The 19,014-nt window shown below is 64.4% G+C and carries 19 protein-coding genes; 6 read left to right on the top strand and 13 right to left on the bottom strand.

The features are described from left to right. Positions 1-112: 112 nt before the first annotated feature. The 11 genes from FHS89_RS14460 to FHS89_RS14510 all read right to left on the bottom strand — a co-directional run bounded on the left by FHS89_RS14460 (position 113) and on the right by FHS89_RS14510 (position 10,095). Positions 113-1,465 carry a TRAP transporter large permease subunit gene (locus FHS89_RS14460; protein WP_184012835.1) on the bottom strand — a complete coding sequence of 451 codons (1,353 nt, stop codon included), beginning with the start codon at positions 1,463-1,465 and terminating at the stop codon, positions 113-115. Further along, a complete protein-coding gene (locus tag FHS89_RS14465; protein ID WP_184012836.1) occupies positions 1,462-2,058 on the bottom strand; it encodes a TRAP transporter small permease in 597 nt (198 codons plus the stop codon). Before FHS89_RS14465 ends, FHS89_RS14460 begins: the two co-directional genes overlap by 4 nt. 431 nt (positions 2,059-2,489) lie before the next feature. Beyond that, entirely contained in the window at positions 2,490-2,876 is a 387-nt protein-coding gene (locus FHS89_RS14470; protein ID WP_184012837.1) for a GFA family protein, read from the bottom strand. After that, positions 2,863-3,855: a P1 family peptidase gene (locus FHS89_RS14475; RefSeq protein WP_184012838.1), complete on the bottom strand. Its 993-nt coding sequence runs from the start codon at positions 3,853-3,855 to the stop codon at positions 2,863-2,865. Before FHS89_RS14475 ends, FHS89_RS14470 begins: the two co-directional genes overlap by 14 nt. Before the next feature lies 1 nt (position 3,856). Continuing rightward, a complete protein-coding gene (locus FHS89_RS14480; RefSeq protein WP_184012839.1) occupies positions 3,857-4,207 on the bottom strand; it encodes a cupin domain-containing protein in 351 nt (116 codons plus the stop codon). A gap of 211 nt (positions 4,208-4,418) precedes the next feature. After that, a complete protein-coding gene (locus FHS89_RS14485) occupies positions 4,419-5,159 on the bottom strand; it encodes an SDR family oxidoreductase (RefSeq protein ID WP_184012840.1) in 741 nt (246 codons plus the stop codon). Beyond that, entirely contained in the window at positions 5,156-5,674 is a 519-nt protein-coding gene (locus FHS89_RS14490) for a GNAT family N-acetyltransferase (protein ID WP_184012841.1), read from the bottom strand. The genes FHS89_RS14485 and FHS89_RS14490 overlap by 4 nt, the downstream gene beginning before the upstream one ends. Beyond that, complete coding sequence (locus FHS89_RS14495; RefSeq protein WP_184012842.1) at positions 5,667-7,115, bottom strand: aldehyde dehydrogenase family protein; 1,449 nt, start codon at positions 7,113-7,115, stop codon at positions 5,667-5,669. Before FHS89_RS14495 ends, FHS89_RS14490 begins: the two co-directional genes overlap by 8 nt. Before the next feature lie 2 nt (positions 7,116-7,117). After that, positions 7,118-8,206 (bottom strand): aminotransferase class V-fold PLP-dependent enzyme, encoded by a 1,089-nt coding sequence (locus FHS89_RS14500; protein WP_184012843.1) that lies wholly within the window; start codon positions 8,204-8,206, stop codon positions 7,118-7,120. Continuing rightward, the gene (gene denD, locus FHS89_RS14505; RefSeq protein WP_184012844.1) at positions 8,206-9,129 is read right to left on the bottom strand and encodes a D-erythronate dehydrogenase; all 924 of its coding nucleotides are present in this window, start codon (positions 9,127-9,129) and stop codon (positions 8,206-8,208) included. Before denD ends, FHS89_RS14500 begins: the two co-directional genes overlap by 1 nt. A gap of 39 nt (positions 9,130-9,168) precedes the next feature. Continuing rightward, positions 9,169-10,095, bottom strand: a complete 927-nt coding sequence (locus FHS89_RS14510) for a hypothetical protein (RefSeq protein WP_184012845.1) — start codon at positions 10,093-10,095, stop codon at positions 9,169-9,171. Between the two features lie 109 nt (positions 10,096-10,204). On the opposite strand from FHS89_RS14510, the gene FHS89_RS14515 reads away from it, so the two are divergent. From FHS89_RS14515 to hslU, 6 genes are all read left to right on the top strand, one after another. Further along, positions 10,205-10,960: an SDR family NAD(P)-dependent oxidoreductase gene (locus FHS89_RS14515; RefSeq protein WP_184012846.1), complete on the top strand. Its 756-nt coding sequence runs from the start codon at positions 10,205-10,207 to the stop codon at positions 10,958-10,960. Between the two features lie 65 nt (positions 10,961-11,025). Then, positions 11,026-12,309, top strand: coding sequence for an acetylornithine deacetylase/succinyl-diaminopimelate desuccinylase family protein (locus FHS89_RS14520; protein ID WP_184012847.1), 1,284 nt, complete (start codon positions 11,026-11,028; stop codon positions 12,307-12,309). 438 nt (positions 12,310-12,747) lie between these two features. After that, complete coding sequence (locus tag FHS89_RS14525) at positions 12,748-13,335, top strand: rhomboid family intramembrane serine protease (RefSeq protein ID WP_184012848.1); 588 nt, start codon at positions 12,748-12,750, stop codon at positions 13,333-13,335. 57 nt (positions 13,336-13,392) lie between these two features. Continuing rightward, a complete protein-coding gene (gene hslV, locus FHS89_RS14530) occupies positions 13,393-13,953 on the top strand; it encodes an ATP-dependent protease subunit HslV (protein WP_184012849.1) in 561 nt (186 codons plus the stop codon). Beyond that, positions 13,950-15,026 carry a hypothetical protein gene (locus FHS89_RS14535; RefSeq protein ID WP_184012850.1) on the top strand — a complete coding sequence of 359 codons (1,077 nt, stop codon included), beginning with the start codon at positions 13,950-13,952 and terminating at the stop codon, positions 15,024-15,026. Before hslV ends, FHS89_RS14535 begins: the two co-directional genes overlap by 4 nt. Further along, positions 15,023-16,324 carry an ATP-dependent protease ATPase subunit HslU gene (gene hslU / locus FHS89_RS14540; RefSeq protein ID WP_184012851.1) on the top strand — a complete coding sequence of 434 codons (1,302 nt, stop codon included), beginning with the start codon at positions 15,023-15,025 and terminating at the stop codon, positions 16,322-16,324. Before FHS89_RS14535 ends, hslU begins: the two co-directional genes overlap by 4 nt. Here hslU and bchO read toward each other — a convergent pair. Together bchO and FHS89_RS14550 are read right to left on the bottom strand one after the other, a co-directional pair. Then, positions 16,312-17,247 (bottom strand): alpha/beta fold hydrolase BchO, encoded by a 936-nt coding sequence (gene bchO / locus FHS89_RS14545; RefSeq protein ID WP_246413944.1) that lies wholly within the window; start codon positions 17,245-17,247, stop codon positions 16,312-16,314. The genes hslU and bchO overlap by 13 nt on opposite strands. Continuing rightward, positions 17,244-19,007, bottom strand: coding sequence for a magnesium chelatase subunit D (locus FHS89_RS14550; RefSeq protein ID WP_184012852.1), 1,764 nt, complete (start codon positions 19,005-19,007; stop codon positions 17,244-17,246). Before FHS89_RS14550 ends, bchO begins: the two co-directional genes overlap by 4 nt. Positions 19,008-19,014 lie beyond the last annotated feature (7 nt).

Here is a 19,014-nt window from a genome sequence, read left to right on the forward strand (position 1 = left end):
TCTTGATCGCATGGCCCATCCTCTGCATCAACCGGATCACCGGTTTCCAAGCCGCCGGAGCATCGGGTGTCATGATCCAACCAAGAGATCGGCGGCTATCCGCCACCTCCGCTCAAAACGTTACCCGCACCAGCCACAGTGACAAACCGGGCGCGGCGATCAGAACGATCACCCGCACCAGATCGCTCAGCACGAAAGGGGCCACCCCGCGATAGGTCGTCTGGATCGGCACCCCTTTGGCTAACGCGTTGATGATAAAAAGGTTCATTCCCACGGGCGGCGTGATCAGCCCCACTTCGACCACGATCAGGACAATGATCCCGAACCAAATCGCGGTTTCCTCAGGCGTTAGCCCGAAATCGAGCGCCATGACGATGGGAAAGAAGATGGGAATGGTCAAAAGGATCATCGACAGGCTGTCCATCACGCAGCCGAAAATCAGATAAGTGACCAGCATCAGCAAAAGCACCGTCATCGGCGCAAAACCTTGGGTCGTGACCCAATCCGCCAGCAATTGCGGCGTCTGGGTGAAGGCAAGGAACATGTTGAACAATGCGGCCCCAAACAGGATGAAATAGATCATCGCCGTCGCCTTGGCGGTTTCCAGCACGCAATCGACAATGGCCCGGCGCCCGAGGCTCCGGGTCGCAAGCCCGTAGAGCCCGGTGGCAACGGCCCCGACAGCCGCGCCCTCAATCGGGGTGAACAGGGCCTGACGCCCATCACGAAACCAGTTCCAGTCCCCCGCGATCCCGCCAATCACAAGGACAAAGATCATCACAACCGGCCACACCCCGCCAAGGCTGCGCATCCGCTGGGCAAGGGCGACCTTGGGCTGCGCGGTCGCGGCATCGGGCTTGAGCCGGACATACAGCGCCACGACAAGCATATAACCAAGGGCTGCAATAATGCCGGGGATGATCGCGGCGGCGAACATCTTTTCGATATTCTGCTCGGTCTGGATCGCATAGATCACAAGGATCACCGAAGGCGGGATGAGGATGCCCAGCGTCCCGCCTGCCGCCAGCGCACCGGTGGAGAGCGCATCAGAATAGCCATATTTCTTCATCTCCGGCAGGGCGACCTGACCCATCGTCGATGCGGTGGCCAGCGATGAGCCGGAGACAGCGCCAAACCCGGCGCAGGCCCCCACGGACGCCATCGCGATGCCACCCTTGCGGTGGCCCATCCAGTCAGCCGCCGCGCGAAACAGCTTGGCCGACATGCCCGATTTCGATGCGAATTGCCCCATCAGCAGGAACAGCGGAATGATCGACAGCGAATAGCTGGAGAATGTGTCGAAGGTTACGGATTTCAGTTGGTTGAGCGCCGGATCGGGTCGCCCCAGCGTGACCCAGACACCAATGAACCCTGTGACGGCCATCGCCACCGCGATCGGCACGCGCAGCGCGATCATCGTTAGCATCCCGGCAAAACCGTAGAGGGTCAGTTCAATTCCACTCACAGGCCATCCCCCCGGATCGTCTCGTTCAGGCTGCGCCACACGGTGTAGAGGCATACGAGCGCGAACACCCACGCCCCCACGGTAGCGAGCGCATAGCCCCACCATGCAGGGATTTGCAATTCATAGGTCGCCTCGACCCAGCAATACTGATCCGCGATCCCGAGTGCGGACCAAAGCCAGCCCACAACCGGGTCTTTCGGATCGGCGCAAAATTTGTCGAGCATCCCGAACCACAGCATTCGCGCCACGATCACGGATACGATGGCCAAAAGGACATTGCCCAAAAAGCCAAGGGCGGATTTCACACGGGGGGAGAATTGATCGGCCAGCAGGTCCACCGTCACATGGCCACGGTTGATCTGACACCATGGCAGAAAGCTGAACACCGCAATGGCGCAGCCCAATTGGACCAACTCAAAATCACCCTTCACGGGGCTAAAGCCATAGGCGACCAGCGCGCGGCCCACCACCGACACGACCGTGACCAGCGCGATCGCGGCGAGCAGAACGCCGCCAAACAGCGCCAACAATTTTGCCCCGGTTTTCAGAATTGCGCCTGCGCGGGCCTCCGCCCCGGGCAAAATCCCCTGCATCGCCGCCTCCCCATAACTCGCGGTGATTTAGCGATGTGGCGCGCGCGGTGTAAAGGGATGTGGTGAGTTTATCGGCGCGGCCCCGCTTGGCCCGACCTGAGCCGACCCAGCGGTCGCCCGAGGGGGCCGCGGACCGGCATGTGCTATCGCGGTTTATGGTTCAATATATGAGACCTGCCGTGCTCAGCGTAACCGGCGTAAAGCGGCCGCCTGGGGGCGGGCGGCCGCTGGGCCGGCGCCTTCGGCTTGAATCCGGCCCGGTAAAGGATGGCGTTGTTCCGCCTGAATTGCTTTCCTTTGCTCCGGGCCATTTGCATGCGCGGGAGGTGCTGCACCTGTCATTTGCCGACCAACATGAGCCTTGGCCCAAAAACGGTCGCCCGACCGCGCGCTGTTCCGGCGCGGGCCGGAACCTCCGCGCTTTGCCTTGCTCACCGGGCGTTCTGCGGCAGCCCGTCATTGATCTCGTAATAATCGCCCTTTTCCTCGACGAAGATATGCCCGGCAATCTGGGTGCCGGTGGGCGTGTCGAACGCTCCCATCGCAATCGCCGTCCAGTCGCGAAAGATCGGATCCCAGAACAGGGTCGAGCCGCATGTTTTGCAGAACCCACGCCGGACTTTTTCTGACGATTGGAACCAGCCGACGGCCTCCGCGCCCGTCACCGTCACCCAGCTTTCTGGCACATCGACGGAGGCTTCCAGATGGCCCGAGTGTTTACGGCATTCCCGGCAATGGCAGACGGATGGCCGGGGCAAATCGCCCTCCACCGTGATCTGCACCGCACCGCAGAGGCAGGAGGCTTTATGCGTTGGCATCGAACTGTCCTTTCCATGTCGGCACCAGATCGCCCGGCGCGCTGTCCGCCAGATAGACCGCTCGCGCGGTGGCCCGCGCAAGGCAGATCGCGGCGGCGTGGCCCAGGGTCATGAGGGCCTCCGGCCCCGCTTCGCCTGTGCCGGTGCTGATGGCAAAGGTCAGATCGCCATCCATTGGCGTATGGCTCGGCACAATCGCGCGCGCCAACCCGTCATGCGCGGCGGTGGCCAGACGGGTGCAGCCCGCTTTGTCGAGTTTGGCGTCGGTGGCGACAATGGCGATGGTGGTGTTGCCCCGCTCCATCGCGTCAAGTTTGGTCTGGAACGTGTCACTCAGGGTCGCGTGGCCCGCCCCGCAATGGCCGAACTCGCCGTCCACCTCAAAGGGATTGGCCCAGAATTCCGGCCCGTCCCCCATCGTGGTGTTGCCAAGGCTGTTGACCGCGACAAGCGCCCCGACCGTGATGCCGCCAACGACCAAAGAGGCAGAGCCAAGCCCGCCCTTCAGCCGCCCCGCAATCGCGCCCGTCCCCGCCCCGGCAGTGCCAAGCGCGAACACCTCTCCGGCGGCGGCAACCGCCTCTACCCCCAAGGCGCGGTAGGGGTTCACGCCCCATGCCTTGTCCCCGCCATTGATGAGATCGAACAGGATCGCCGCAGGCACAATCGGCACCCGGTGCGGGCCGACCTGAAACCCGCGCCCCTGTGCCGCGAGCGCATCCATCACGCCTGACGCGGCATCCAGCCCAAAGGCAGACCCGCCCGACAGCACCAGCGCATCCACTGCCTGCACGCTTTTGTCCGGTGCCAAAAGGTCCGTCTCCCGCGTGCCGGGCGCGCCGCCCATCACATGCGCGCCGCAGGTCAGCGGGCTGTCTGCGGTCAGGACGGTGACGCCCGTCTTGATGGCATGGTCCTCCGCATTGCCGACACGCAGCCCGGCGACATCGGTGATGAGGTTGCGCGCGCCCGGTGTCATCTCAAATCTCCGGCTTATGCACGGCGGTATCCGCATCGCCCGTGTTGGGTGTGCCGCGCGGCTCAATCAGCAAAAGATGCGCCTCCCCGCGTGCGACGGGCCGATGCTCGACGCCCGCGGGCACGACGTAAAGCTCCCCCGCGTCTAGATGGATCACCTCATCGCGCAATTCGATATCGACGGAGCCAGCGAGGCACAAAAAGAAATCATCCGTTTCCGGGTGGTCATGCCAGACGAATTCGCCCTCAACCTTCACCACCATGATATCGTTGTCGTTATACCGCCCGATGATGCGGGGCGACCAATGTTCGGTGAAGCTGCTTAGCTTTTCCGCTAGGTTGATGGCGGTCATTGTCGCGTCCTTTCCAGTTGCAACAGATACTGTCCAAGACTTTGGACCGGAATCAAGGCGAAGCCGCCGGTCCAGCGGCCGCCCGCCCCCAGGCGGCCGCTTTTTGACGTTTCAAGCCGCGGGCTGCGGGGGATGATGCGCTGAGATAAATCGCATAGCGTCGCCCGGTCGTGCGGCCCCCTCGGGCGACCGCTGGACCGGCTCCCCGTCTTTAGATACACCGCCCGCCATCGACCTCCATCGCGACACCCGTAACCATGCTCGCCTCGTCCGAGCATAGGAAACAGGCCGCGTTGCCCATATCCTCGGGCGTGGAGAAACGGCCCAGCGGGATTGTGGACAGGAATTTCGCGCGGATTTCCGGCGTGTCCTCCCCCATGAAGCTTTTGAGAAGCGGGGTCTCCCCTGCCACGGGGTTGATCGCGTTGACGCGGATGCCGAACGGGGCGAGTTCCACCGCCATCGCCTTGGTCGCGGTGATCATCCAGCCTTTGGAGGCATTGTACCAATTGAGCCGGGGCCGGGGGCTGACCCCAGCGGTGGAGGCGACGTTCAGGATCGCCCCGGTGCCGCGCCCCTTCATATGCGGGACCAGCGCCCGGGCGGTGAGGTAGACGGACTTCACATTCACGGCAAGCACCCGGTCGAAATCCTCCTCCGACACGTCCTCCATCAGGCTCGGCAGATGGGTGATGCCCGCGTTGTTGATCAGGATATCGACTTGCCCGAAGGTATCGATGGCCGCATGCGCCATCGCGGTCACGCTGTCACCGTTTGACACATCGACCTGACAGGCCATGGCGTTTAGGTCACTTGCCGCTGTCGTAGCCGCATCGCCATTGATATCGGCCACCATGACGCGCGCGCCCTCGGCCGCGAATTTGCGCGCGATGCCAAGGCCGAAGCCCGACGCGCCCCCCGTGACAATCGCCGTTTTGCCCTCAAGCCTCATGCTGTCCTCCCGTTCAAATCGTGCCGCATCACATGGCGGGTATGCCCGTCCCCATCAGGCGGGGATGGCACGGTTTTTTCAAGGGCAAAGCCTTCGCGCGCCCAAAATCGGCGGCCTGCCGGGTTCGCCTCCAGCACCGCGATGCGCAGGGTATGACCGCCCTCCTTGCGGGCAAGGCGGCGGATATGATCCACCGCCCGTGCACCCAGCCCGCGCCCGCGCGCCAAAGGGTCAATCAGCAGAAGGCCGATATACCACTCACCAGCGTCATAATACCCGTCCAGCGCACAGATGATCCCGGCAAGCGTGCCGCCCCTCCGCTCTATCCCGATCAGGTGGACCTGATCAGCGGGTATCTGTGGCGGGCGATCCGTCAGCGTTTCGGTGACATAGGCATCATCCGGCGCGCGCCCGGTTTCAAGCCGCACATAATCCGCCGCCCGGTCCATCAGGTCACGCACACGAGAGTGGTCCGCGTCAGATGTGAGCCGGATGAACGCCGTCTTGTCAGCCATGCAGTGCCGCAACAGTCTTTAGGGTGGTGAAGCCATACATGGCTTCAAAGCCTTTCTCCCGCCCGTGACCAGAGGCACCAACCCCGCCAAAGGGCAATTCGACCCCGCCCGCAGCGCCGTAATTGTTAAGAAACACCTGCCCCGCGCGTAGCCGCCGGACCATCCGCATCTGTCGGCCCGCATCGCGGGTCCAGACCCCGGCGACAAGGCCGTAAGCTGTGCCATTGGCGATCCGCACAGCCTCTGCGTCATCGTCAAAGGGCAGGATTACCTGAACCGGCCCGAAAATTTCGTCCTGCGCCAGTGTATGATCGGGCGTCGCCCCCGAAATCAGCGCTGGGGCGACATAGGCGCCGCCCGCCGGGGCGTCCGCCACGATCTGCCCGCGCACCATCTCAAGCCCATCAGCCTTGGCGAGGAAGCCCTCCACGATCTCTTTCTGCCGGGCAGAAATCAGCGGCCCGACATTCAAATCGGCCATCGCCGGGCCAACGCGCAGCGCGGCGTAGCGGTCTGCCATCCTGTCTGTCACCTCGGCAAGGCGGGAGCGGTGCACAAGTATGCGCGACGCGGCGGAGCAGGTCTGCCCCGCGTTCTGGATGCCCGCATTGACCAAAAATGGCAGGGCGGCGTCCACATCCGCATCCTCAAACACAAGCTGCGGGGATTTTCCGCCCAATTCCAATGTCACCGGGATCGTGTTGTCCGCCGCCGCCGATTGCACCAGCTTGCCGGTTCCGACAGAACCGGTGAAGCTGACATGATGAACCCCGGGATGGGCGGTCAGCGCCGCGCCTGCCTCCGCCCCAAGCCCCGGCACGACGTTCAGCGCACCCGGCGGCAATCCCGCCTCCCGCGCGATATCGGCAAAGGCGAGCGCAGTCAGGCACGCTTCCTCCGCCGGTTTCAGGACGCAGGCGTTTCCGGTGGCGAGCGCCGCGCCCACGGACCGCCCGATGATCTGCATCGGATAATTCCATGGGATGATATGCCCGGTCACGCCATGCGGTTCCCGCAAGGTATAAACGGTGTATCCAGCCAGAAACGGGATCGTCTCCCCATGCAGTTTATCCGCGGCACCTGCGTAGAACTCCATGTAGCGGGCCAGTGCGATGGCATCCGCGCGGGCTTGGGTGAGGGGTTTGCCCACATCGCGCGCTTCGATCCGGGCGAGCAGCTCCACCCGCTCCATCACCAATGCACCGATCCGGTTGAGGATGCGGCCCCGCTCGAATGCGGGCATATCGCCCCATGGGCCACTCAGCGCGTCCTCCGCCGCTGTCACTGCCGCGTCAATCTCCGCCCGTCCGCCGCGGGCGATCTGGCAAATCTCCGTGCCATCAGACGGGTCGATCAGCGGCAGCGTGGCGGGGGCAGGGTGCCATGCGCCCGCGATGAAGGTCTGCGATGGGTCGAACCAGAGGTCATCCATGGGTGTCATCCTCACATATCTAGCTGGGCCAATGCCGTGAGCGCGGCTGTGATGTCCGCCTCACTGCAATAGGCGTGAAAGGAAAGCCGCAGGTATCCTCCCGAAGCCGTCACGCGGATGCCCTGCGCGGCAAGGGCGGCCTTAACGTCCGCTGCATCAGCGCGCGGGAATACCGCGATGCCGGACTGGCCCGGCGGTGTGATGGGCGCGGGCAGGTCAAGCCGTGCTATTTCGGCCCGCAAATGCGCATCAAGGGCCGCGATCCGGGGCCACACGCCGTCAAAACCCAGCGTCTCCTCCAGATGCGTCAAGGCACCGCCAAGGCACAGGATCGGCGCGAAGGGCGGATGCCCCATCTCTAGCCGGACGGCACTGGGCGTTGCGTCTACGCGGGTTTCGTCCAGCCCGTATGGCTCCACCGCGCTGCGCCAGCCGAACACGGGGGAGGGGCGGTCGCGCAGCCGGGGCGAGAGGTACACCACCCCCGCGCCATATCCCGCGCATAACCATTTGTAGCAACTCGCCACAACCGCATCCGCCCCGCAGCCCACATCCAGCGGCACGGCCCCCATGCTTTGCGTCGCATCGACCAAAAGAAGCGCGCCGCGCGCATGGGCGATCCGGGCCAAAGCGGCAAGGTCCAGCCGCCGACCGGAGCGGAATTGCACATGGCTGACGACAATCGCGCCAGTGTTGGCGCGCATCGCATCGGCAATCGCGTCAGGCGTAGGCTCCGCGAATGTCACCTCATCCCGGCGCGTCAGAAACGGCTGGGTGACGGAAGGAAACTCGTCCACCACGCTCACGATATGCGCCCCCGGCGCGACATAGCCCGCAAGGATGTTCATCCCCGCCGAGGCGGAGCCGACAAAGGCGATGTCATTGGGGCTTGCGTGGATCAGTTTTGCGACCTGAGCGCGCACCGCGTCCACCTCCCCCAGCCAGCGGGCGAAAGGCGCGTCGCCTTCCCGCAGCGTGTCGTCGAAATAGGCACGGCCCGCTGCGGCCGCGCGATCCGATATCGGTGCGCCCCCAGCCGTGGCGAGGTAAGCGCCCTCCGCCAGCATGGGAAAGCCCGCGCGGAATGCCTCCCATCCCATCAAAGATGCGCTTTCGAGAGGGTGAGCAACTCGGCAAAATCCGCATCGGCGGTAAAGCCGAGCGCCTCTGCCCGGGGCGTGTCGATCCCGCCGGGCCAGCTTTCCACGACCTTCGCGATCGCGGCATCCGGCACCTCCTTGACCAGGGCGCGCTGATCGGGCGTGAGGGCGGCGAGCATGTCAGACACCGCAACACTGATCCCCGGCAGGGTGATCGTCGTGGCTCCATCGAGCGCGTCCTGCGGCAGATCAAGCGCATGAGCCATCGCCGCCACCGCCCCATCGGGGGACATCAGATGCAGCCGCAGATCGGGGGAGACCGGCAGGATCGCCTCCTCCCCATTCAGCGGTTCGCGAATGATGGACGAGGCGAAAGAGCTTGCCGCCTTGTTCGGTTTGCCCGGCCGGATCGCGATGGTTGGAAAGCGCAGCGACCGCCCCCGGATGATCCCCTTGCGCGACAGATCGCGGACGAGGATTTCCCCGATCAGCTTTTGCGCACCATAGGAGGAGCGGGGCGTCGGCTCCGTCCGGTCGGTCAGCCGCTCATTCGATTGGGCGGCGAACACGGCGACGGAACTGGCGAACAGGAAAATCGGCACCGTCCCCCAATCGCGCGCGGCCATCAAAAGGCGGCGCGTCGCGTCAAGGTTCACGGCGAGCCCCTTGTCGAGATCGGCCTCCGCCTCCGCGCTCACCACAGCGGCGAGGTGGATCACCGCGTCATGCGGCTCCAACGATGCGGCCATCAGATCGCCCGCGTGGCAGGTGACGGGAAACGGGGCGTCGGGGGGTGTCGGCTCCACCATGTCGATCAGGGTCATCGCGGTGATGGATTGGCCCGATATGGAGCCTGTCGCGACCAGTCGGCCCACGATCAAACGCCCCAGAAATCCCTGTGCTCCGGTGATCAGAACGCGCATCTTATCCTCCCTCGTTTTGGCGGGCAGGATGACATGCGCTCAGCGGCGCGCAAGGGGCAATGCGCTCAGGATCAGGGGCGTGGCCAGCATCGGTATCTGGTAGAGCGCCACAGCAAGGCTAAAGGCCGGATCATAGGGAAGGGCCGCGAAATAAAGCGCCACGTTGCGATTGCCCCAGATCAAGCCGAGCGTCCCGGCGGTTTCGGGCGCGGTGATCCGACCGGCCAGTGGGCGCACCGCGAATAGCGTACCGAGGTTCACGCAGGTGACCAGCAGCATGACGCGCGCGGCCTCTGCCGGGTCGGTGCGGATCGTGTCTGTCACCCCGTCAAAGAGCGGGATCACGAAGGTTAAAAGTGCCAGCGCCGCAATCCCATCAAGCGCCTTTGCCCGCCTCTGGATCCGCTCTGTCCCGATCACGCGGCGCAGGATCAGCGCCAGCCCCACCGCGCCAAGGATGATCGCGGCCAGTCGCTGCGCCATATCCAGCGCCGGAATGTCGAGCGCGCCGGGCGCAAGCATGGCCACGGTCACTGGCCCGATCACCGGGGTCAGGAGCGTGGCAATCACCGTGATCTGCACCGCGCGGGCCGCGTCAAACCGCAAGATCAGCGCGAGCGCGCCAGAGGACGCAATCGGCGGGGCCACGCAAAATGCGATCAGAAACGCCCGGTCCCCCGTCGGCAGGCCGAGAAGCGCGTGCAACCCCAGCATCAGACCCATCATGCCGGGCATCAGCAGCGCCAGCAGCACCAGCGATCCGGCCATCTGGCGCGGGCGCAGCGCCTGTCGCGCGGTGGCCATCATGTCGATCCGCATCATCGCCAAAGCAAGGATGCCAGCAACCAGCGCGGGCAGAACGGGGCGCAGCACCCGCGATGCGTCTGGCAGCAGAAAGGCCAGCAGCACACCCACCGCCAGCACCCACCGCGCCCGCGCGCCCACCCATTCCAAGATCCGTATCATGCCGCTCACTTGGCCCGATCTTGTTGCAAAGTGCAATTCGGCTGTCGCACCCGATGCTTGACCATGGGGCGGCTCCTGCGCAACGCTCAGGCAAAAGGGAGCCGCACGCATGAAACGCATACTCATCACTGGCGCTTCAAGCGGTGTCGGCATGGCTGCCGCGCGGCGGTTTGTGAAAGCCGGGCACCGGGTAGCACTCGTCGCCCGATCCGGCGATGTCTTGCAAACGCTGGCGGATGAGCTTGGTGCCCAAGCGCTTCCTTTTCCCTGCGATGCGTCGGATGGCGAGGCCGTGGCCCTTATGGCCGATCAGGTCCGCGCCGCGATGGGCGTTCCGGATGTGATCATCAATTCCGCAGGGGCCGGGCATTGGAAACCGGTGCAGGACACCACGCCCATTGAGGCCGTGGAGATGATGGGCGCGCCTTATTTCGCGGCGTTCAATGTCACCCAAGCCTTTTTGGCGGAGATGCTTGCGCGCGGCAGCGGCACGCTCATTCACATGAACTCCCCCGCGGCCATCGCCGCGTGGCCATCAAGTGCGGGATATGCAGCGGCGCGGGGCGCGCTGCGGTCCTTTCATGAAGCCTTGGCGCAGGATTTGGTCGGCACCGGGGTGACCACGACCAATGTTTATATGGGCCAGATCGACAGCCCCTATTTTGAGACCAACGCGGTGGATGTGGCCCGCTTGCCCAAGGCTGGTCGCCTGATCCGCGTGTTGACGGTGGATGAGGCGGCTGAGGTGTTGCACGCGGCGATGATCAATCCGCGCCATCAGATCAGTCATCCCCCGATGCTGACCGCGACGATCATGGCCCATCGGCTCTTTCCCGCCGCGATGCGGTGGGTACTGCGAAAGTAGGCCATGGCCCCCTTCCGCCCCGCGCCCTTTCCCGGCATGCTGCGCGCAACAGGGGAGGCGTGCGGATGACCATCGCAAGACTTATGGCCGAAATCTCAGCGCGGGAGGCCGATCTGATCGCGCTGACACAGGACATGGTGCGGATGCCAACGCTCAACCCGCCGGGTCGGGGCTATCTGGAGATTTGCGAATATCTCGGCAATCGGTTGGCCAAACGTGGCTTCGACGTGCAGCTGATACGGGCCAAGGGCGCGCCGGGGGATAGCGACAAATATCCGCGCTGGAATGTCGTCGCGCGGCGCGAGGGCGCGCATCCGGGGGAGTGCGTGCATTTCAACGGGCATCATGATGTGGTGGAGGTAGGGCAAGGCTGGACAGTCGATCCATTCGGCGCGGAATTGCGCGACGGGCGCATCTATGGCCGCGGCACCTGCGACATGAAAGGCGGGATCGCCGCCAGCATCATCGCGGCAGAGGCGTTTATCGACACGTTTCCCGATTTCAGCGGGGCTGTGGAAATCAGCGCCACGGCGGATGAGGAATCGGGCGGCTATGGCGGTGTGGCCTATCTGGCGGAACAGGGCGTTTTCGCACCGGACCGGGTGCAGCACGTCATCATCCCAGAGCCGTTGCACAAGGATCGCATCTGTTTGGGCCATCGCGGTGTCTGGTGGGCGGAGGTCGAGACGAAAGGCCATATCGCTCATGGCTCGATGCCGTTTCTGGGCGATTGCGCGGTGCGCCATATGTCCGCCCTGATCACGGAGATGGAAGAGAGCCTTTGGCCCGCGCTTGCAACCCGAGAGACCGCGATGCCAGTGATCCCCGAGGGCGCGCGCAATCCCACGCTCAACATCAACGCGATCCATGGCGGGGAGCCGGTGCAGGAGGCGGATTACACCGGCTTGCCTTCTGCCTGCGTGCCTGACCGCGCCCGCATGGTGATCGACCGCCGCTTCATCGCGGAAGAGCCACTGGATGAGGTGAAGGCCGAGTTCCACGCCCTGCTGGAGCGGGTCAAAAAAGACCGGGTGGGCTTTGACTACGCGGTGAAAGACCTGTTCGAAGTCCTGCCGTCGATGACGGCCAAGGACGCGCCGGTCGTGCAGGCGGTGTCAGGCGCGATCAGTGATGTGCTGGGGGCCGCGCCGGAATATGTGGCCTCCCCCGGGACTTATGACCAGAAACATATCGACCGGATTGGCCGGCTGAAGAACTGTATCGCGTACGGGCCGGGCGTGCTGGACCTTGCCCACCAACCCGATGAATGGATCGGCGTGCAGGATATGCTGGACAGCGCGCAGGTGATGGCCCTGACACTGACAAGGTTGCTGACAGATCAAGGGTAGCCCTCCCGCCCGTCGTTCCGTCGCTGACGCTCCTTCCTCCCGTTTGGCGTGGCGCGGCTGCGCCGCGAGGGGGAAAGATTGCGCTGAGGTGTTTGAGGAACAGGTGTGTTCCTCAAATCACGCTTCCGATTGTGCGGCTACGGTTCGCCCGCGCGTCAAGGCCGCTCGTGCCTCGGACCTTGACCCACGGCCGAATCGCGGGAGCTTCTCTGGCAACACCAAGTCCAATTCACTTTCTTCAAATATACCCCGCCGGAGGCACCGCCGCGCCGACAGGCGTGGCGCCCAGCCAAACGGGAGGACGGAGCGCAAGCGACGGAACGACGGGCGGGAGAGCTCCCCATTGTGAATATAGGCGATCTGCCCTGTTCGCGGGGCGCTAGGCGTATTATGTCCCAAAATATGGAAACGTCTCGTCCCCGTCCGGCGCTTGTTCGCATGCCTGTTATCTGGGGCCTAGCCATCCTGATGGCGATTGTTGAAGGGGTGCTTTACCTCGGCGATATCGGCCTTGGGCCGGTTGGGCATCGCATGGCATTTGCTTATGGCGCGTTCTGGTCCCCGCTTCTGGGGGATGTCGTGCCGCTTTATCAGGGGCAGAAATACGTCATGTTCCTCAGCCACGCCTTCCTTCATGGCGGGCTTTTGCATCTGGCGATGAATGTTACGATCCTGTTGAGTCTTGGCAGGCTAGGGGTTTTGGCTGTTGGCGAGCGGCGCACGCTCATCCTGTTTTTCCTGTCGGTCCTTGCGGGTGCTGTCGCGTTTGTTTTCCTTGGCCCGTCCGATCCGGTGCCGATGGTGGGTGCGTCGGGCGGATTGTTTGGGCTGATTGCCGCGTGGAAGCGGTGGGAATGGGATATGGTGCGCGCGCGCGGTCTGAGTCTCACGCCGCAATATCGGTTCCTGCTAGGTTTTCTCGCGATCAACATCGCGTTGGTGATTTTTATGCCGTCGATCGCATGGGAGGCGCATCTGGGCGGCTTTGTCCTTGGCTGGCTCCTTGCCCCGACCTTGCGCCGATAATTTGCGCATCGCAGGGTGGGTTCCTATATCGCCCTCAACACAGATAAAGGGTTTCTTATGAGCGAGAGCACGCAATTCCCCGGCTGGCACGGGACAACCATCGTTGCCGTTCGCAAGGGCGGGCAGGTGACCGTCGCGGGTGACGGGCAGGTTAGCCTTGGCCAGACGGTCATCAAGGGCTCCGCCAAGAAGGTTCGGCGGCTCAGCCCCGGCGGGCGCGATGTGGTCTGCGGCTTTGCCGGCTCCACTGCGGACGCGTTCACCCTGCTGGAGCGGTTGGAGGCAAAGCTCGAATCCGCCCCCGGTCAGCTTGCCCGTGCCTGCGTCGATCTGGCGAAGGATTGGCGCACCGACAAATACCTCAAAAACCTTGAGGCGATGCTGATCGTCACCGATGGCGCGGATCTGTTCATCGTCACAGGTGCTGGCGACGTGCTGGAGCCAGAGCATGACATCGCGGCAGTCGGATCGGGGGGCAATTATGCGCTCGCTGCTGCCCGCGCATTGGCAGAGACCGATCTTGACGCCGAAACCATCGCCCGCCGCGCGCTGACCATCGCCGCAGAAATCTGCGTCTATACCAACGGCAACATGACCGTGGAGACGATCAAAGCGTGACCGATATCAGCCAAGATGACCTGCGCGCTGCCGTTGAGGCAGGCCGGATCAGTGAAGCGCAGGCCGCGTCGCTTATAGCCCTCGCACAGGCACGATCCGGTGCGCGCAGCGGTTTGCGGGATGCGGAAGAACCCTTTGAGCTATTTCGTGGCTTTAACGAAGTGTTCGTTGTGGTGGGGCTTTGCGTCTTGCTCGGTGGCTGGCTGGCGCTGGCACTTGGTGCCTTTTCAGTGGATGATGAGCCTTTGCTTGCTGTGTTTTCGACCATTCTTAGCGTCGCTGTCCTCTTTGTGCTTTCGCATTACTTCATCAAACGCCGCCGCATGGTCGGGCCTGCCCTCTTGTTGACTGTCAGCGTTGTTGTGTCGGGCCTGCTCCTGTCATCAAGCGTCATCTACATCTGGAACGATATGGAGGACCCGCTGGGTCAGCGTGATCTGTTGCTGCTCTTTGGGATTGGGCTTGCCGTGTCAGGTATTCATTGGTGGCAATTCCGCGTGCCGATCGCATTGGGTGCAATTGCGCTGCTGCTATATGGCTTTGCTGTCGCGATCCTGTCCCCCGGATGGGATGTCCTGAACGATCCAGGCGGCTTGTTCCTGCTTACCGGGCGCAGCTATGTCGGCGTCCTGACCTTGTTGTTTGGGATCGGCACGTTTGCAATGGCTATGCGATTTGACTTGAAAGACCGGTTTCGGGTGACGCGCAACACCGCAAACGCGTTCTGGCTGCATACCGTGGCCGCCACATTCATTGTGAGCACAATTGCCGTCAGTCTGATGCAATCGGGGGGTTGGGTTGCGTACGGCCTGCTCGCGCTTTTTCTGGTTTTCATGGCGACCGTGGCAATCGTTGTTGACCGCCGCAGCTTCATAATGGCCGGGATCGGGTATGTGATCGCATTGAGTTTCACTCTTTTTTCCGACGACGGCGCGCCGTACTTCGTGCTCCTGCTGGGGATCGTTCTGACGCTCCTTGGCGCGAAATGGGCCGATTTACGCAGGGGCCTGATGGGCCTCCTGCCGCTTGGCGCTCTTGCCGACAAACTTCCTCCGACGAAGGATATGTTATGACCGACCTCACCCCCCGCGAAATCGTCTCCGAACTGGATCGCTTCATCATCGGACAGGCCAAGGCAAAGCGGGCCGTGGCCGTGGCCCTGCGCAATCGTTGGCGGCGGCAGCGGTTGGATGCCGCCATGGCTGAGGAAGTGTATCCCAAAAACATCCTGATGATCGGCCCGACCGGCGTGGGTAAGACCGAAATCTCCCGCCGCCTTGCGAAACTCGCCCGCGCGCCCTTCATCAAGGTGGAGGCCACGAAATTCACCGAAGTCGGCTATGTCGGGCGCGATGTGGAGCAGATCATCCGTGATCTCGTGGATGCCGCCATCGTCATGGTGCGCGAACATAAACGCGAGGATGTGGAAGCCAAGGCGCATGAAATGGCTGAAGAGCGCGTGATCGAGGCTCTCGCCGGGGAGGGCGCGCGCGAACAGACTCGGGAGATGTTCCGCAAGAAACTCCGCGATGGTCTGCTCGATGACACAGAGATTGAGTTGGAGGTTGCGGACACCCCGCCGCAAATGCCGATGCTCGATCTGCCGGGGATGCAGGGCAATATGGGCATGGCCAATCTGGGCGATCTGTTTGGCAAGGCGTTCTCCGGGCGTACTGTGCGCCGCCGGATGAAAGTGGCCGACAGCTATGCAGTCCTTTTGGCGGAGGAGGCCGATAAGCTCGTCGATCAGGACACCGTGACCAAAGAAGCTGTTGAAGCGGTGGAGCAGGCCGGGATCGTGTTTCTCGATGAGATCGACAAGGTGGCGAAATCCAACGACCGGGGCGGCGATGTCAGCCGGGAAGGGGTGCAGCGCGATTTGCTGCCCCTGATCGAAGGCACCACCGTATCCACGAAGCATGGGCCGATCAAAACCGACCATATCCTGTTCATCGCTTCGGGCGCGTTCCATGTTGCGAAACCGTCCGATCTGTTGCCGGAATTGCAGGGGCGGTTGCCGATCCGGGTGGAGTTAGACGCCCTGACGGAGGGCGATTTCGTGCGTATCCTGACGGAGACGGACAACGCGCTGACCTTGCAATACACCGCCCTCATGGGAACGGAGGACGTGACCGTCACCTTCACGGAGGACGGCATCGCCGCCCTTGCGCGCCTCGCGGCGGAGGTGAACCGCAGTGTCGAGAATATCGGCGCGCGGCGGCTTTATACCGTGATGGAAAAGGTGTTTGAGGATCTGAGCTTTACCGCGCCCGATCAGGGTGGCGTGACCGTCAGTGTCGATGCCGCTTATGTGGAGGAGCGGCTGTCGGATTTGGCCGCGTCGGTCGATATCAGTCGCTATGTGCTCTGAACCGGGCTGGACGCGGGAAGGCGATCAAGGATCGCGGCGCTGATCTGCTGCGGCATTTCTTCGTGCAGGAGGTGGCCGCCCTCGGGATAATCCTCCAGCGTCGCGGCGGGCAGGCGGCGCGCGGCTCGGGCCGTCTCATCGGGGGGGACCGCGCGATCGCGCAACCCTCGCATGAGGGTCACGTCATGGGCAATCCGGGGCAGCGCGGCCAACAAAGGCTCCAACTGCCAACGCGCCATCATGTCGAGTGTTGCGGCCACATGGGTCGGGCTGGCGACCAGCCGCTGGTAGAGGTCCAAACCCAAAGGATCAATCTGACTGCCGGTGCTGCCGATGATCCGCGCGACGGAGGCCGGATCGCTCGCCGTGCGCGCGACGAGATGCGGTGTCAGCGGGTTGAGCGCCAAAAGCCGCGCCATCTGCGGAAACAGCATGCCCGCCAGCCCGCGAAACGGGGTCAGCGCGCCATTGATCCCGATCAGACCCGCCCCTTCGGCTGCACCGTCAAGCGCCATGCGCAGCGCAATCGCCGCGCCTGCTGAATGGCCCACGATCAGCGCCGGGCGCGCCTCCAGCGCTTCCATGAGCCGAGCCAGATCCGCCGCAATCGCCGGGAGCGTCAACCGGGCAGAGGCCGGGCGGGCGGTAAACCCATGCCCCGGCAGATCAACCGAGATCACATCTGCCCGCGCGGCCAGCAGCGGAAAGACATCGCGCCAGCTATGCCCGGACGCACCGGTGCCATGGATCAGCAGGATCGCCGGGCCTGTCCCCGCCCGTTGCACATGCCAGCGCAGGTGAGCGGCCTCAACGAACCGGCTCGCTGTCCGGTTTGGCCAATCCGCGCCGTCCCGATCCCAGTCAAGCGTGCTTCCGCCGGTCATCCGGCGCCACTCCGTCAAACCGGGTGTGGCCCCTGTCATGGCGCGCTGTCCTTGGAAACGTTCTGCACGAGGGCGGAGAGTTCCTGCGCACCCGCGCGCGGCAGGGCGACATAGCGCGCGCCCATCTCCGCGCTCAGGCTTTCGGCGCTGCGTTGCGGGCGGTTTGCCGTGTCGATCAGCACCGCCGGGATACCCGTCGCGCGCAGGGCGCGGGCGGCGGCGGTCGCATCCTCCATCGCCTGCGGGCGACCGGGCTGGCCGTCCCGCCCGATATTCGCGCGGCCATCTGTGAGCACGGCAAGGAAGGGCGTCAGCCCCGCGCGCCGCGCGGACAGCGCCATTTCCGCCCCCATCAACAGGCCGGAAGCCAGCGGCGTGCCCCCGCCACCCGGCAATCCGCCCAGCCGCCGCTTGGCCTGCACCAGCGATTTGGTGAGCGGCAGGATCACCTCTGCCCCGTCGCCCCGAAACGCGATCAGGCCCACCTGTTCACGTCGCTTATAGGCATCCGCGAGCATCAACTCGACCGCGCCCTTCGCCTCCGCCAGCCGGGCCATTGCAGAAGAGCCGGAGGCATCGACCACAAAGATCAGCGCGCTTTCCTTCGTGCGGCGGAACCGGCGGATGCGGAAATCGTCAGGCCGGATCAGGAGGCCCGCCTTACCCGTCTGACGACGGCGGAGCGGCTGCCACGGGGCCGCCGCGCGCAAGGTGGCGATCAGGTCGAGCCGCGCTTCCCCGCCCAGCCTTCCGGGGCGTGAGGCAAGGGGCCGCCCGCGCCGCAGGCTGACACTTTCCTCCCCAGCGCCGGTGCTGCCCTGGGACGTCGCGCGGCTGTTCCCGGCCAGCAGCTTCGCCAGCAGGTCCGGTGGCAGAACGGCGCGCGCGGCCTCTAACAGCAGATCGGGCGGGATGTCGGCCTCTGTCGGGGTTTCGGTGTCGGTCTCGGGACTGTCTTGCGGCGGTGTGTCGGGATCGGGGGGGGGCGGATCGTCCTGCGCCCGGTCATCCGGCGTGTCCTCCTCCACCTGTTCGGGCATCTGCCGGGCGCGCCATGCGAGCACCAATTGCGTGGCCAAGCGCGCCTCAATCTCCCCTGCCGTGTCGCTCTCTGACAGCGCGGTTGCGGCCCGTGCCGCCCGGACGGCGAGCAGTGGCGCGCGCAGCGATGGGATGCCAAGGGCCGCTGCCGTCGCGATCAGCGCATCGACCACATCTGGCGGCACCGTCACATCGGGCAAGCGCGCGCGGGCGGCCGTAACCTCCTCCGGCGTGAAGGCCGATGGGGCAAGGGCTGCCATCGCGATCCCGTCCAGCATCGGGCGAAAGGCCATGCGGTCCATCAGGGCGGCAGGGGGGGCTTCCTCGGTCGAGGCACCCTCATCCAGCCCGATCAGATAGCCCGGCCATGGCCCATCCCATGCAGCCCCGATCCGGGCGGCAAGCCCGGCTGTCGCGCGCTCGGCCATTGGCAGGATCAGGCCACGCCCGGCAGCCATTTCCAGCAATCCGGGCAGATGCACCGGGCGGCCAGCGGTCAGGGTCGCGGACAGGTCCAGCCCGCCAAGCAGCCGCTCATCCCCAATCGCCGGAGGCATCCGCAATGGCGCGGGCTGGTCCCCGATCAGGGTCCGATAATCGCTGAGCCACCTGTCACGGGCTGGGCCGGGGCGCGCGCGCAGCATCGCACCTCCCAAACCAACAGGATCGACGGCCAGAAGCGCGGCAGCCAACCCCGCTTCCTCCCAGACCTCCGCCGGGGGGCGGGTGAGGCCCTCTATCCGGCTTCCATCAGGCATGGCGGGC

This window comes from Rubricella aquisinus, assembly GCF_014199445.1.
Lineage (GTDB): Bacteria > Pseudomonadota > Alphaproteobacteria > Rhodobacterales > Rhodobacteraceae > Rubricella > Rubricella aquisinus.